Raw genomic sequence first — 14618 nt, 5'->3', positions numbered from 1 at the left:
ATAAATTTTGGATTAGTGATATGTTGTACTGCGACTCAACAATTGATCGATCATTGAAAGCATTAAGCGAATGTCATTTTTACGATTATCTTGGCGCATCACACTACAAATTGTGCGTTTTAGCTCTGTGTGCCCAAGGGAGATGTCCACCCATTTATCAGGATTCTTATCTAGTAGGTGATAGGAAGCTGCAATAATATATCCGCGCTCTTTATTTAAAATGTATTGTGCGAGTTGTGGATGGGTGATGGTACGTATAGGTTTTATTACAATATTGGCTAGTGTTTGCTTGATATGCGAGGGTAATGGATAAAGCTCATAAATTGTTTTGTTCGAAAACTGGACTAGAGGCGGATGGGTTGCCATAGTAATTGGTGCATCTTTAGGGGCATAGATGTGGTAGTTTTCCTCGAACAAAGCATTTACTTTTAGTTCGCGATTTTGTTTGATGTCATTTGATAGGTCGGTAAATGCAATATCGATTTGATCAGTAGTTAAAGCATTTAAAATTTCACTCTCTTCCATTAGAATAGGTTCGACAATTGAATCGCTTTGGTTTTCGAAAGATTGTATTAATAGCGTGAGTACTTGTGAGATATAACTTTCAACATAACCAATACGAATTATAAAATGATTAGACTCTGATTGTTTGTGAAATAAACGGACAGTTTCGTCGAATTGATCTATAATTTTAGTTGCTTCTGAAAATAATTGCTTTCCTTCATCAGTTAGATAAATATTACGTCCTTCTCTATTAAATAATTTAACTTGTAATTCTTTTTCGAGTTGCGTTATTTGACGACTTATTGCAGATTGTGCAATTTCCAATTCAAGTGCAGCTTCTGATAAATGCTCTCTTTTTGCGACTTCTATAAAGTATTTTAGTTGTTTGATTTCCATTGTATCCCCCCAAATTCAAAAATGTTCTAATAAATAGAATAATATCATCTATTTTATATATTGAACAGATTGATCAACTACTATATAGTTTACTTACTAATTTAATATTCAGAATTTTTGAAAAAGAGGTGAAGATCATGCTCGAATACAATCAGAAAATTGGCTTATATGATAGTCGCGAGGAACATGATGCATGTGGTATTGGCTTTTATGCCAATATGGATAATAAAAGGAACCATGCTATAGTCGAAAAATCATTGGAGATGCTACGTAGGTTAGATCACCGTGGCGGTCTTGGTGCGGACAGTGTGACAGGTGATGGTGCAGGGATTATGACCGAAGTGCCATACGATTATTTTTCAAAACAAACTGACTTTGATTTGCCTGGAGAAGGTCAATATGCCGTTGGAATGTTTTTTACAAATGAACAAATTGCAGGTTCTCAGCACGAGGCGCAGTTTAATGCACACTTTGAAGCGGAAGGTTTAAGTGTAATTGGTTATAGAGATGTACCTGTAGACATCAATGCAATTGCTTCACATGTTGCCGATACAATGCCTTTTATTCAACAAGTATTCGTGTCATTAAATGATGTTTCACATGTAGAACGTAAATTGTTTTTAGCTCGAAAACAAATTGAAAATTATGCGAATCAGCAACAGCTAGATTTATATTTTACAAGTCTGTCAAACAGAACAATCGTATATAAAGGATGGTTGCGGTCAGATCAAATCAAGGCTTTATATCAAGATTTGAACCATGAATCTTATGTTTCGAAATTAGGACTTGTTCATTCGCGTTTCAGTACAAATACTTTTCCGAGTTGGAAACGTGCACATCCTAATAGATTACTCATGCATAACGGTGAGATTAATACAATTAAAGGTAATGTAAACTGGATGCGCGCTAGACAAGATGAGCTGATCACGACTATTTTTGGTGACGAAAAGGACAAGGTGAAAGAAATTATTGATGAAGATGGCAGTGACTCGGCTATAGTCGATAACGCTTTAGAATTTTTATCGTTAGCTATGGAGCCTGAAAGAGCAGCGATGCTCATGATTCCAGAGCCTTGGTTATATAACAAAGCCAATGATGCGAATGTACGTGCTTTCTATGAGTTTTATAGTTATTTAATGGAACCATGGGATGGACCGACGATGATTTCATTTTGTAATGGAGACAAGATTGGTGCTTTAACTGATAGAAATGGCTTAAGACCAGGACGTTACACAATAACAAAAGATAATTACATTGTTTTTTCATCTGAAGTTGGTGTAGTTGATGTACCCGAAAAGAATGTTGCTTTTAAAGGTCAGTTGAATCCTGGAAAGCTATTACTTGTTGATTTTAACCAACATAAAGTGATTGAAAATAATGAGTTAAAAGCAAACATCGCAGACGAACTACCTTATGAAAGTTGGTTAAATGATTTTAAAGTAGATTTGGATTTAGAAAATGTGACGTATAAATCATCCGAGTGGGATAGTGCAACATTGAATCGATTGCAAAAACAATTTGTCTATACAAAGGAAGAAATGGATAAATACATGACAGAACTGGTTGAAAATAAAAAAGATCCAATCGGAGCAATGGGTTATGATGTACCTATCGCGGTATTAAATGAAAAAAATGAAACACTTTTTAATTATTTCAAGCAATTATTTGCTCAAGTAACGAATCCACCTATTGACGCTTATCGGGAAAAAATTGTCACAAGTGAGTTAGCTTATTTAGGCAGTGAAGGGAATTTGTTAAACCCTGATGCGGACGTATTGAATAGAATTCAATTGAAACGTCCTGTGATGACAGAAGCGCAACTTGAGGAAATTGAGCAGAGTAGATTTAATGTAAGACATCTATCAACTGTTTATAAAGATGATTTAGAAGCAGCATTAGACGCTTTAGGGGGTAAAGCAATACTTGCTGTTAAAGAAGGTAGTGAAATTTTAGTATTAGATGATCGTACACTTGTAACGGAAAATGGTTATGCCATGCCGATATTGCTTGCGGTGAGTCATATTCATCAATTGCTTATCCGAGAAGGTCTACGTATGCGTACGAGTATTGTTGCTTTGTCGGGCGAAACGAGAGAGGTACATCACGTTGCATGCTTATTAGGTTATGGTGCGAATGCGGTAGTACCCTATTTAGCACAACGTACGATTGAACAATTGGTCTTGAGCCAACGTTTAGAAGGGGATATTTATGAAAATGTTCAAACCTACACACATACCTTGTCTGAAGGTGTCATCAAAGTAATGGCTAAGATGGGTATTTCTACAGTTCAAAGTTATCAAGGGGCACAGATATTTGAAGCTGTAGGACTTTCAAATGAAATTGTAGACAAATATTTTACTGGCACCCAGTCGAAATTATCTGGGATAACGATGGAGTTAATTGATAAAGAAAATAAAGCGAGACAAACACCTGAGAGTGAGTACATTGAATCAGGTAGTACGTTCCAATGGCGCAAACAAGGGCAACATCACGCGTTTAATCCAACTTCGATACACTTATTACAACATGCATGTCGCTTAAATGATTATGAAAAATTCAAAGCATTTTCAAATGAAGTTAATCACAAGCGCACAGATCATATTCGCCATTTGATGGAATTTAAAAAGCAGAAATCCATAGATATCGATAAAGTTGAACCTGCGAGTAATATTGTGCAACGTTTCAATACTGGAGCGATGAGTTATGGTTCGATTTCAGAAGAGGCACATCAAACGCTTGCAGAAGCAATGAATCAAATGGGCGGTAAAAGTAATAGTGGTGAAGGCGGCGAAAATCCTGAACGTTTTGTGATAGATGAAGCAGGTAGAAATCGTTCAAGTGCTATTAAACAAGTTGCTTCAGGTCGCTTTGGAGTAACGAGTGATTACTTACAACATGCAAAAGAAATACAAATTAAAGTTGCGCAAGGCGCTAAACCAGGGGAAGGCGGACAATTACCAGGTACGAAAGTATATCCGTGGATTGCGGAAGTAAGGGGTTCTACACCAGGTATTGGCTTAATATCACCACCGCCACATCACGATATTTATTCAATAGAAGATTTAGCACAATTAATCCACGATTTAAAAAATGCCAATAAAGATGCAAATATTACAGTGAAACTTGTCTCTAAAACAGGTGTCGGTACGATTGCGGCAGGTGTCGCGAAAGCATACGCTGATAAAATCGTAATCAGTGGCTACGATGGTGGTACAGGTGCATCACCTAAAACAAGCATTCAACATGCAGGCGTGCCATGGGAAATTGGACTATCAGAGACGCATCAAAGTTTAATGATGAACGGCTTAAGATCAAGAGTGAAAGTGGAAACAGATGGCAAACTACTTACAGGTAAAGATGTCGCTTACGCATGTGCGTTAGGTGCTGAAGAATTTGGTTTTGCCACTGCACCATTAGTAGTTATGGGATGTATTATGATGCGTGTATGTCATAAAGACACATGTCCAGTAGGTATCGCTACACAGAACCAAGATCTACGCGCGTTATTCAATGGCAGAGCAGACCATGTAGTTAACTTCATGCATTTTGTAGCGGAAGAAGTAAGAGAAATATTAGCTGAACTCGGTTTGAAATCAGTCGATGAATTAGTAGGGAGAACGGATTTATTACAACGAAGTAGCCAGTTATCAACACGTCGCTCTAAAGCAGCTACTATGAATGTTGAAGCGTTGTTGTATCAACATGAAGGTGACAGATTTAATAAAATAAAACAAAATCATCATCTTGATGAAGGATTTGATTTAACAAGATTGTATCCTGACGCACGAACGGCTATTGAAAAAGGTGAAGCATTTACAAGTAAATATAAATTGAAAAATGAACAAAGAGATGTAGGTGTGATCACTGGTAGTGCAATTACTAAGATTCATGGACCTGAAGGTTTACCTGAAGATACGATTTATGCACAAACACAGGGTCATGGTGGACAAAGCTTAGCGGCATATACGCCTAGTGGATTAACGATACATCATACAGGTGATTCAAATGATTACGTTGGTAAAGGGTTATCTGGCGGTAAGATTATTGTGAAAGCGCCGAATAAACACCGTGAGAATGAAATTATTATTGGTAATGTTTGTTTTTACGGTGCATCACATGGTAAAGCGTACATTAATGGTAAGGCAGGAGAACGTTTCTGTATCCGTAATAGTGGTGTGCAAGCAGTTGTCGAAGGTATTGGCGACCACGGGCTTGAATATATGACTGGCGGACGTGTCGTTATACTTGGAGATGTAGGTAAAAACTTTGGCCAAGGTATGAGTGGTGGTGTGAGTTACATTTTCCCATCAGACGTTGAAGCTTTTAAAAAAGAACATAAATTAGATAGTCTGGATTTCGATACGATTAGTGTAAAAGCAGAGCGTGAAATTTTGAACGATATGCTACAAGCTCATGTTAAATATACACAGAGCACAAAAGCACAAGCTATTTTAAATGATTTTGAAAATGTGGCACACAAAGTAGTCAAAGTAGTTCCGAAAGATTATAAATTGATGATGCAAAAAATAGAATTACAAAAACGTGATTCGAGTGAGTTAGATGAAGCTTTGTTGAATGCATTTAATGATAAACGTACAAGCTTAGCATCAGAACAACAGCAGACTGCGGTATATTAACCATAAAGGGGGATTTGTCATGGGCGAATTCAAAGGATTTATGAATTATGACAAACAGCAATTAGATGAATTGTCATTGGTTGAACGTATAAGTAATCACGATGCCTTTCAACAGAGGTTTACGAAAGATGAAGCAGCAGAACAAGGTGCACGTTGTATGGATTGTGGGACCCCGTTTTGCCAAACGGGAGAACCTCATGGAAAAGAAACAATTGGTTGCCCCATTGGGAATTATATTCCGGAATGGAATGATCTCGTTTATAGAAAAGATTTTAAAACAGCATATGAACGCTTGAGCGAGACAAATAACTTTCCAGAATTTACGGGGCGCGTTTGTCCTGCGCCTTGCGAACATTCATGTGTGATGAAAATTAATCGTGAATCTGTGGCTATCAAAGGTATTGAGCGCACTATTATTGATGAAGCTTATGAAAATGGCTGGGTTAAACCAACAAAGCCTAAGCAACGTCAATCTGAAACAGTAGCAATCGTCGGCAGTGGTCCAGCTGGGTTAACAGCGGCAGATGAATTAAATAAACTAGGATACAAAGTAACAGTATATGAACGTGCACATGAAGCGGGTGGGCTTCTAATGTATGGTATTCCTAATATGAAATTAGATAAAGATGTCGTACGTCGTAGAATTGAAGTGATGAAACAATCAGGTATTGAGTTTATGACAGATACAGAAATTGGTGTAGACGTGAGTCGTGATGAATTAAATGAACGACACGATGCAATTATACTTTGTACAGGTTCACAAAATGCGAGAGATTTACCATTGGAAGGGCGCATGGGATTTGGAATTCACTTTGCAATGGATTATTTAACTGAACAAGGGCAATTTTTAAATGGAGAAATTAACGAACCTGAAATTTCGGCTAAAGGGAAAAATGTTATTGTGATTGGTGCTGGTGATACAGGTGCTGACTGTGTAGCGACAGCACTGCGTGAAAATTGTAAGTCTATCGTTCAATTTAATAAATACACAAAGCAGCCAGAAGAGATTACATTTGATGAGAACACATACTGGCCATTAGCAATGCCTGTATTCAAGATGGACTACGCGCATAAAGAATATGAGTCGCGTTTTGGTTTTGAACCACGTGCATATGGCGTACAGACGATGCGTTACGATGTTGATCGTATCGGCAATGTAAAAGGTGTTTATACTCAAATACTTGAAGAAACAGAAGATGGCATGGTCGTGGTGGATGGTACAGAACGTCACTGGCCAGCAGACCTAGTCTTATTGTCTATCGGTTTTGTCGGTACAGAAACGACCGTGCCTCATGCTTTCGATATTCAAACCAAACGTAATAAAATTGTGGCTGATAATAAAGATTTCAGAACGAATCAACCACATATATTTGCAGCGGGCGATGCGAGAAGGGGGCAGAGCCTTGTGGTTTGGGCTATTCAAGAAGGAAGAGCTGTAGCAGATTCAGTAGATGCTTACTTAAAAGAAAAAGCGTTGGTATAGTGCTGAAATTTTAATTGACTTTTGAAACGGGCTATAATATTATAAATAATGTATTTATTTGGAGGAATACCCAAGCCCGGCTGAAGGGATCGGTCTTGAAAACCGACAGGGGCTTAACGGCCCGCGGGGGTTCGAATCCCTCTTCCTCCGCCATAATATTATAAAACTAAGACTAATAAATAGAGTAGACAAGTAATCAATCGTGTATTGAGTACTTGTCTTTTTTATTTGTCGTTTTAGGGTATTGTATAATAATTAAATGGATTTATTGAAATTATTATACAAAAACATGAAAATAACATTATTTTTTCAAATTAACATGAAAGCCTTTACAAAACTTGTCTATACAAGTTATACTTTCAGTGATGTTAAAAGAAAAAGGGAGTGAATCATCATGGCAGTTAAAAAGAAAGATGTGCAAGATATAGTCGAAGCTATTGGGGGCAAAGACAACTTGGACACAGCAACACACTGTGTAACGCGTTTGCGACTTGTCTTGAAAGATGATGATAAAGTAGATAAGGATCGATTGGGTGATAATGATTTAGTAAAAGGACAATTCAAAGCTGATAACCAGTATCAAATTGTCATTGGTCCAGGCACAGTCGATGAAGTTTACAAACAATTTATTGAAGAAACAGGTGTAGGTGAAGCGTCAAAAGATGACGCGAAAGCTGCAGCGGCTAAAAAGGGTAATCCGGTCCAAAGATTGATTAAATTGTTGGGGGACATATTTATTCCAATCTTACCGGCAATTGTTACTGCTGGTTTACTTATGGGGATTAATAATTTACTTACGATGGAAGGGCTATTTGGTCCTAAACCGTTAGTAGAACAATTTCCTCAACTTGGAGATATCTCTAATATTATCAATGTAATTGCAAGTACAGCATTCATATTCTTACCAGCATTAATTGGTTGGAGTAGTATGCGCGTGTTTGGTGGGAGTCAAATACTTGGTCTAGTACTAGGCTTAATTTTAATGAATCCACAACTAGCTTCACAATATGATATTGCTAGTGGTAATATTCCTACTTGGGATATTTTCGGTTTAGAAATTAAGCAATTGAACTATGAAGGACAAGTGTTGCCGATTTTACTTGCAGCTTATGTATTAGCTCAAATTGAGAAGTTCTTAAATAAATATATTCATGATTCAATTAAAATGTTAGTTGTAGGTCCGGTAGCGCTACTGATTACAGGTTTCTTAGCATTTATAGTTATTGGGCCAGTTGCATTATGGCTTGGTACAGGAATTACAGAAGGCGTGACATTTGTCTTTGAACATGCTGGTTGGTTAGGTGGCGCACTTTATGGTCTGTTCTATGCACCACTCGTTATCACAGGTTTACATCATATGTTCTTAGCGGTAGATTTCCAATTAATGGGAAGTAGTCTTGGCGGCACATACCTATGGCCAATTCTTGCAATATCTAACATTTGCCAAGGGTCAGCAGCATTTGGCGCATGGTTTGTCTATAGAAGACGTAAAATGGGCAAAGAACAAGGTCTTGCTATGACTTCAGGTATTTCAGGTTTCTTAGGTGTAACAGAGCCAGCATTATTCGGGGTGAACTTACCACTAAAATATCCATTTCTAGCAGCGATTTCAACATCTTGTGTGATAGGTGGTATTATAGGTGCAAGTCGTGTGCTAGGTAGCGTAGGCGTAGGCGGCGTGCCAGCTATTATTTCTATCCAAAAGGATTTCTGGTTAATATATGCTATTTGTACTCTTTTAGCAATTGTCGTACCAGCAATTTTAACTGTTGTTCTATCAAGATTTAGTAAAGAAGAAACAAAAGAAATGGTTGAAAAATAATTTAAGTTATATAGATAAGTACAATTAAACTCGCTAAAATTCATTAGCGAGTTTCTTTTTGAAAACAGTAAAAGAAAAGGTGGTAATTGTTATGGCACATAATGATTGGAGAAAATCAGTTGTTTATCAAATTTATCCAAAATCATTTAATGATACAACAGGTAATGGAGAAGGTGATTTACAAGGTATTATTGAAAAACTAGATTATTTACAATATCTAGGTGTAGATTACATTTGGTTAACACCAGTATATGAATCGCCAATGAACGATAATGGTTATGATATTAGTAACTATTACAAAATTAATGAAAAATTTGGAACAATAGAAGATCTTGAAACATTAGTAAGTGAAGCGCATAAGCGTGATTTAAAAGTTATGATGGATATTGTAATTAATCATACCTCTACAAAACATGAATGGTTTAAACAAGCATATGCAGATAAAGAAAGTCCTTATAGAGATTATTACTTCTTTAGACGATCAGCAGATAATCAACCACCAACAAACTGGGAGTCAAAATTTGGTGGTAATGCATGGAAATATGATAAAAAAACAAATGAATATTATTTGCACCTATTCGACGTTACTCAAGCTGATTTAAATTGGGATAATCCTGAGGTGCGAGATGCTTTATATGACATTGTTAACCATTGGATTAGTTTTGGTGTAGATGGATTTAGATTTGATGTGCTTAATTTGATTTCTAAAGGTGAGTTTAAAGACTCTGAAAAAATCGGCAAAGAGTTTTATACAGATGGACCACGCGTACATGAATATGTACATGAGATGAATCGTCGTACGTTTGGAGACAAAGACATAATGACGGTTGGTGAAATGTCCTCAACTACAATAGATCACTGTATTAAATATACGAATACTAAGCGCCAAGAATTAAGTAGTGTCTTTAATTTCCATCATTTAAAAGTAGATTATGCCGATGGTGAAAAATGGACGAATGCTAAATTAGATTTCCATAAATTAAAAGATATACTTATGGAATGGCAACTTGGTATATATGAAGGGGGCGGTTGGAACGCAATATTCTGGTGTAACCATGACCAGCCTCGTGTTGTTTCTCGTTTTGGTGATGACTCGTCTGAACAAATGCGTAAACAAAGTGCTAAGATGTTAGCTACTGTACTGCATATGTTACAAGGCACGCCTTATATTTTCCAAGGTGAAGAAATCGGTATGACAAATCCAGATTTTGAAAACATTGACCAGTATCGTGATGTTGAATCTTTAAATGCTTATCAAAATATGAAAGATGCAGGTTATAAAGAAGAAGAAATTATTACTATATTAGGGCAAAAATCTCGCGATACTTCAAGAACACCAGTTCAATGGACTGATACAGAGAACGCGGGCTTTACTACTGGTACTCCATGGATTGATGTTCCAAATAATTTTGATAAAATCAATGTTGAAGCGGCTATTAAAGATGAATCATCTATATTGCACACTTATAGACATTTGATTCAATTACGTCATGAACACGATATTATTACGTATGGGAGTATAGTACCTTTATATATGGAGCATAATGAGTTGTTTGTTTATAAACGCCATTACAATGATGAAACGTGGCTTGTTATTGCAAACTTTTCAAATGAACAAGTAACGATTCCAGAAGATTTAGCTATTGAGGGAGAAATTATTATCCAACATGGTGAAGTAACAAATGAATTAATTGATGGATTTGGCGCAATTGTAATTGCACAATAATTTAGAAAAGGGCAGTGAGTGAGCGCGCATGACACAGAAAAAATTTATTACGATATATGAAACAATACGTACAGACATCATAGAGTCACGCATATCGTATGGCACTCAATTGCCATCTGAGCATGAGTTAGTAGAAACCTATAGTGCCTCTCGTGAAACAGTACGTAAAGCACTGAACTTATTAGTGAGAGACGGTATGATTCAGAAGATTCGCGGCAAAGGTTCGGTTGTTATCTATCAAGGCTTAACAGAATTTCCTTTTGCAGATTTAACCAGTTTTAGAGAAGTTCAACAAGGATTAGGCTTGCGACATGAAACTGACGTCAAGGTGTTTAAAAAGATAACTGCGGGTGAAGTTCCTAAAGTACAAAAGGCCTTGAATGTTCGACAAGGAACAGTATTGTGGCATATCGTTCGAATTAGAAAAATAGAAGACAGAGTAAAGATTATAGATGAAGATTACTTAATAGAAGCAATTGTCCCGAACCTTACTACGGAGATTGCTAAAGCATCACTATATGAGTATATAGAAGATATATTAGGTTTAGAAATTAGCTACTCTAATAAGTCGATTACGTTTGAGGGCTTCGGAGAAAGAGAACAAGAAATATTTGGCGATGTGGTACCACCATATACGGCAACAGTTCGAGGCATTGTACATTTGAAAGATACTACAATATTCCAATATAATGTTTCGAAACACTTAGCTACAGAGTTTAAATTCAATGATTTTTCTAGACGTCACAAAAGGTAATATATTTTATCGTAAAAATGACTAAAATGTGATTTATATAATGAAGATATAGTATCCAGGATAGGTTATACTTGCAATCAGTTGTTAAATTATAGTATGATATATTTTGCCGTGCTAAGTGGGGAGGTAGCGGTTCCCTGTACTCGAAATCCGCTTTACGCGAGACTGAATTCCTTTGCTAAGGGTGTGTTTTTGTGAAGTCTGCCCAAAGCACGTAGTGTTTGAAGATCTCGGTCCTATGCAATATGAACCCACGAACCATGTCAGGTCCTGACGGAAGCAGCATTAAGTGGATTATCGTATGTGCCGTAGGGTTGCCGAGATTTAGCTAACGACTTTGGTTACGTTTGTGATACACATTCGAAGTGAAGGTGCACGGTTTTAATTTTTTAAAGAATGAAATAAACTTATATAAATACTGAGCGACGTATCTTTTGATAGCAGTCGCTCTTTTTTTATATTAAAATATAAGGAATACTTTGATAGGATGTTGGTATCGTTTAAAACTTCTCACAAAGCCGATGTTGTTGAGTCAAAGTTTGGAAATTAAACGTTACAAGGGGGATGTCGATGCAAATATACTTAAGTACTTTAACTGAAAATGATTATGATACAAGTTTAGAAACAATAAAATCTGCGTTTGAAGATATCGCTGAGTCACAGCATGATGAGCAAGCGTTAGTTGTGAAATTGAGAAAAACTTTAGAATATAACTATGAATTAGAAGTTGTCGCGAAAAATGATGACGGCGAAGTAATCGGTCATATTTTGTTATCAGAAATCCAAATCGTTAATGAAGAAACAAGTTTTACTGCATTAGCATTAGCGCCACTATCTGTTTTACCAGCATATAGAAATATGGGGTTGGGAAAAGCACTCGTGCAAGCAGCAGAAGAGAGAGCAAAAGCGCAAGGTTATACAACGATTATTGTCTTAGGAGCTACGGAGTATTACAGCAAATTAGGTTATGAAGAAGCGGAACAATACCATATATACAGTATATACAGTCCGTTTGATTTACCTTCGAAAAATTTTATGGTCAAATTCCTTTGGGAACAACTAACGGAGCAACCTAATGGAAAAGTGGTTTATCCAGAATCTTTTAATTGATATTCAAAGTATAAAGTACAATGCTATAATAGTTGATGAATGCTATTGGAGGTGCGAAAGTGAATTATCAAGCTTTATATAGAATGTTCCGACCGCAAAGCTTTGAAGATGTTGTGGGTCAGGAGCATGTAACTAAGACACTACGTAATGCGATTGCTAAAAGTAAACAATCTCATGCTTATATATTTAGCGGGCCTAGAGGAACAGGTAAAACGAGTATTGCAAAAGTGTTCGCAAAAGCCATAAACTGTCTTGAACGTACCGATGGTGAACCTTGTAATGAATGTGCAATATGTAAGGGAATCACGCGTGGAACGAATTCAGATGTCATTGAAATTGATGCAGCAAGTAATAACGGTGTAGATGAAATAAGAAACATTAGAGATAAAGTTAAATATGCACCTAGTGAATCGAAATTCAAAGTATATATTATAGATGAGGTACACATGCTAACAACGGGTGCTTTTAACGCGTTGCTTAAAACGTTAGAAGAGCCACCAGCACATGCAATATTTATATTAGCGACGACAGAACCTCACAAAATACCCCCGACGATTATTTCAAGATCACAAAGGTTTGATTTTAAAGCAATTAGTGAAGATGAAATTGTTGAACGTTTAAAGTTTGTAGCAAACTCGCAAGAAATTGAATACGATACTGCTGCATTGGAATTTATTGCGAAAGCGTCAGAAGGCGGTATGCGTGATGCGTTAAGTATCATGGATCAAGCCATTGCTTTTGGAGATGAGCACCTCACGTTACAAGATGCACTGAACGTAACTGGTAGTGTAGATGCTAGTGCCTTAAATGAATTACTGAAAGAAGTAGTTCAAGGAGATGTGAAAAGTGCTTTTTCAACTTACCACCAATTCATATCACAAGGGAAAGAAGTCAATCGTTTGATTAACGATATGATTTATTTTGTGAGAGATACGATAATGAATAAGACTTCTAATGTAGAAACTGAATATGATGCATTAATGCATTTTGATTTAGATGTTCTTTATAAAATGATTGATATCATCAATGATACACTCGTTTCGATTCGATTCAGTGTAAATCAAAGTGTACATTTCGAAGTATTACTAGTTAAAATCGCTGAAATGATAAAAGAAAAACCCGAGAGCGTTCAAACAGTAGCGACTACAGGTATTGCAACAGAACCTAATAATGACGTTCTGTTGCAAAGAATGGAACAGTTAGAAAGTGAATTGAAGACTATAAAAGCGCAAGGTGTGACTACGAGCAACACGCCTCAACAAACTAAACGAACTACCAACAAAGGTGGGCAGTCTAAGAACACTTTTTCTATGCAACAAATTGCTAAAGTATTAGACAAAGCCAATAAAGATGATATTAAGCAATTGAAAGACCATTGGGAAGAGGTCATTAATCACGCGAAAAGCAATGATATGAAATCGTTAGTGAGCCTCTTGCAAAATTCAGAACCAGTTGCAGCAAGTGAAACGCACGTTCTGATTAAGTTTGAAGAAGAAATACACTGTGAAATTGTTAATAAAGATGATGAAAAACGAGAGAATATTGAGAATGTTGTTTGTAAAATCATCGATAAAACAGTCAAAGTTGTAGGTGTGCCTGCCGATCAATGGATGAAAGTTAGAACGGAATATCTACAAAATAGAAAGAGTAGCACAGCAACAGAAGGTGAAAGTAATAGCCAATCCTCTACTCCGGAAGTAACGGAAGAAGTTGACGTTGTTCAAAAAGCTAAAGATTTATTTGGTGAGAGTACTGTAAATGTAATAGATGAAGAGTGATACATGACAATGAATAAAAAGGCATGTATAATGAAACGAAAGAATAATCATAAAAATGATATAGAAGATTCAAGGAGGAAAAATTTATGCGCGGTGGCGGAAATATGCAACAAATGATGAAACAAATGCAAAAAATGCAAAAGAAAATGGGCGAAGAGCAAGAGAAATTAAAAGAAGAGAAAGTACAAGGTACAGCTGGTGGTGGCATGGTTACTGTAACGGTATCAGGTCATAAAGAAGTACTAGATGTAGAAATAAAAGAAGAAGCGGTAGATCCAGACGATATTGAAATGTTACAAGACTTAGTGATTGCTGCAACGAATGAAGCAATGAATAAAGCTGATGAACTTACACAAGAACGCTTAGGCAAGCACACTCAAGGCTTAAACATTCCTGGAATGTGATCAT

The 14618-nt window shown here is 36.5% G+C and carries 9 protein-coding genes, 1 tRNA gene and 1 other RNA gene; 10 read left to right on the top strand and 1 reads right to left on the bottom strand.

Going from position 1 to position 14618, the window contains the following annotated elements:
- Positions 1-12: 12 nt before the first annotated feature.
- Positions 13-900, bottom strand: coding sequence for a glutamate biosynthesis transcriptional regulator GltC (gene gltC / locus NSR03_RS11145; RefSeq protein ID WP_002505993.1), 888 nt, complete (start codon positions 898-900; stop codon positions 13-15).
- Positions 901-1037: 137 nt separating this feature from the next.
- Between gltC and gltB the strand changes: the two genes are divergently transcribed.
- The 10 genes from gltB (at position 1038) to NSR03_RS11095 (ending at position 14614) form a co-directional block, all read left to right on the top strand.
- A complete protein-coding gene (gene gltB / locus NSR03_RS11140) occupies positions 1038-5537 on the top strand; it encodes a glutamate synthase large subunit (RefSeq protein ID WP_069820974.1) in 4500 nt (1499 codons plus the stop codon).
- A gap of 19 nt (positions 5538-5556) precedes the next feature.
- Complete coding sequence (locus NSR03_RS11135) at positions 5557-7020, top strand: glutamate synthase subunit beta (RefSeq protein ID WP_002505991.1); 1464 nt, start codon at positions 5557-5559, stop codon at positions 7018-7020.
- Between the two features lie 60 nt (positions 7021-7080).
- Positions 7081-7173: transfer RNA gene (locus NSR03_RS11130), tRNA-Ser, on the top strand.
- Between the two features lie 241 nt (positions 7174-7414).
- Positions 7415-8842: a PTS system trehalose-specific EIIBC component gene (gene treP / locus NSR03_RS11125; RefSeq protein ID WP_002505990.1), complete on the top strand. Its 1428-nt coding sequence runs from the start codon at positions 7415-7417 to the stop codon at positions 8840-8842.
- A 91-nt stretch (positions 8843-8933) separates the two neighbouring features.
- A complete protein-coding gene (treC, locus tag NSR03_RS11120; protein ID WP_002512045.1) occupies positions 8934-10568 on the top strand; it encodes an alpha,alpha-phosphotrehalase in 1635 nt (544 codons plus the stop codon).
- Positions 10569-10596: 28 nt separating this feature from the next.
- Positions 10597-11322, top strand: a complete 726-nt coding sequence (treR, locus tag NSR03_RS11115; RefSeq protein WP_002505988.1) for a trehalose operon repressor — start codon at positions 10597-10599, stop codon at positions 11320-11322.
- A 109-nt stretch (positions 11323-11431) separates the two neighbouring features.
- Positions 11432-11701, top strand: an RNA gene (gene ffs / locus NSR03_RS11110) — signal recognition particle sRNA large type.
- 191 nt (positions 11702-11892) lie between these two features.
- Positions 11893-12432 (top strand): GNAT family N-acetyltransferase, encoded by a 540-nt coding sequence (locus NSR03_RS11105; protein ID WP_069820975.1) that lies wholly within the window; start codon positions 11893-11895, stop codon positions 12430-12432.
- A 59-nt stretch (positions 12433-12491) separates the two neighbouring features.
- Positions 12492-14210, top strand: a complete 1719-nt coding sequence (gene dnaX, locus NSR03_RS11100) for a DNA polymerase III subunit gamma/tau (RefSeq protein WP_002512048.1) — start codon at positions 12492-12494, stop codon at positions 14208-14210.
- An 86-nt stretch (positions 14211-14296) separates the two neighbouring features.
- On the top strand, positions 14297-14614 hold the full coding sequence (locus NSR03_RS11095; protein WP_002484224.1) for a YbaB/EbfC family nucleoid-associated protein: 318 nt from the start codon (positions 14297-14299) through the stop codon (positions 14612-14614).
- Positions 14615-14618: the final 4 nt, after the last annotated feature.

Source organism: Staphylococcus sp. FSL W8-1207, from assembly GCF_038003745.1.
GTDB classification, from domain to species: domain Bacteria; phylum Bacillota; class Bacilli; order Staphylococcales; family Staphylococcaceae; genus Staphylococcus; species Staphylococcus equorum.
The sequence above is the reverse complement of the archived record's forward strand: the minus strand, read 5'-3'. Positions and strand labels throughout refer to the sequence as shown.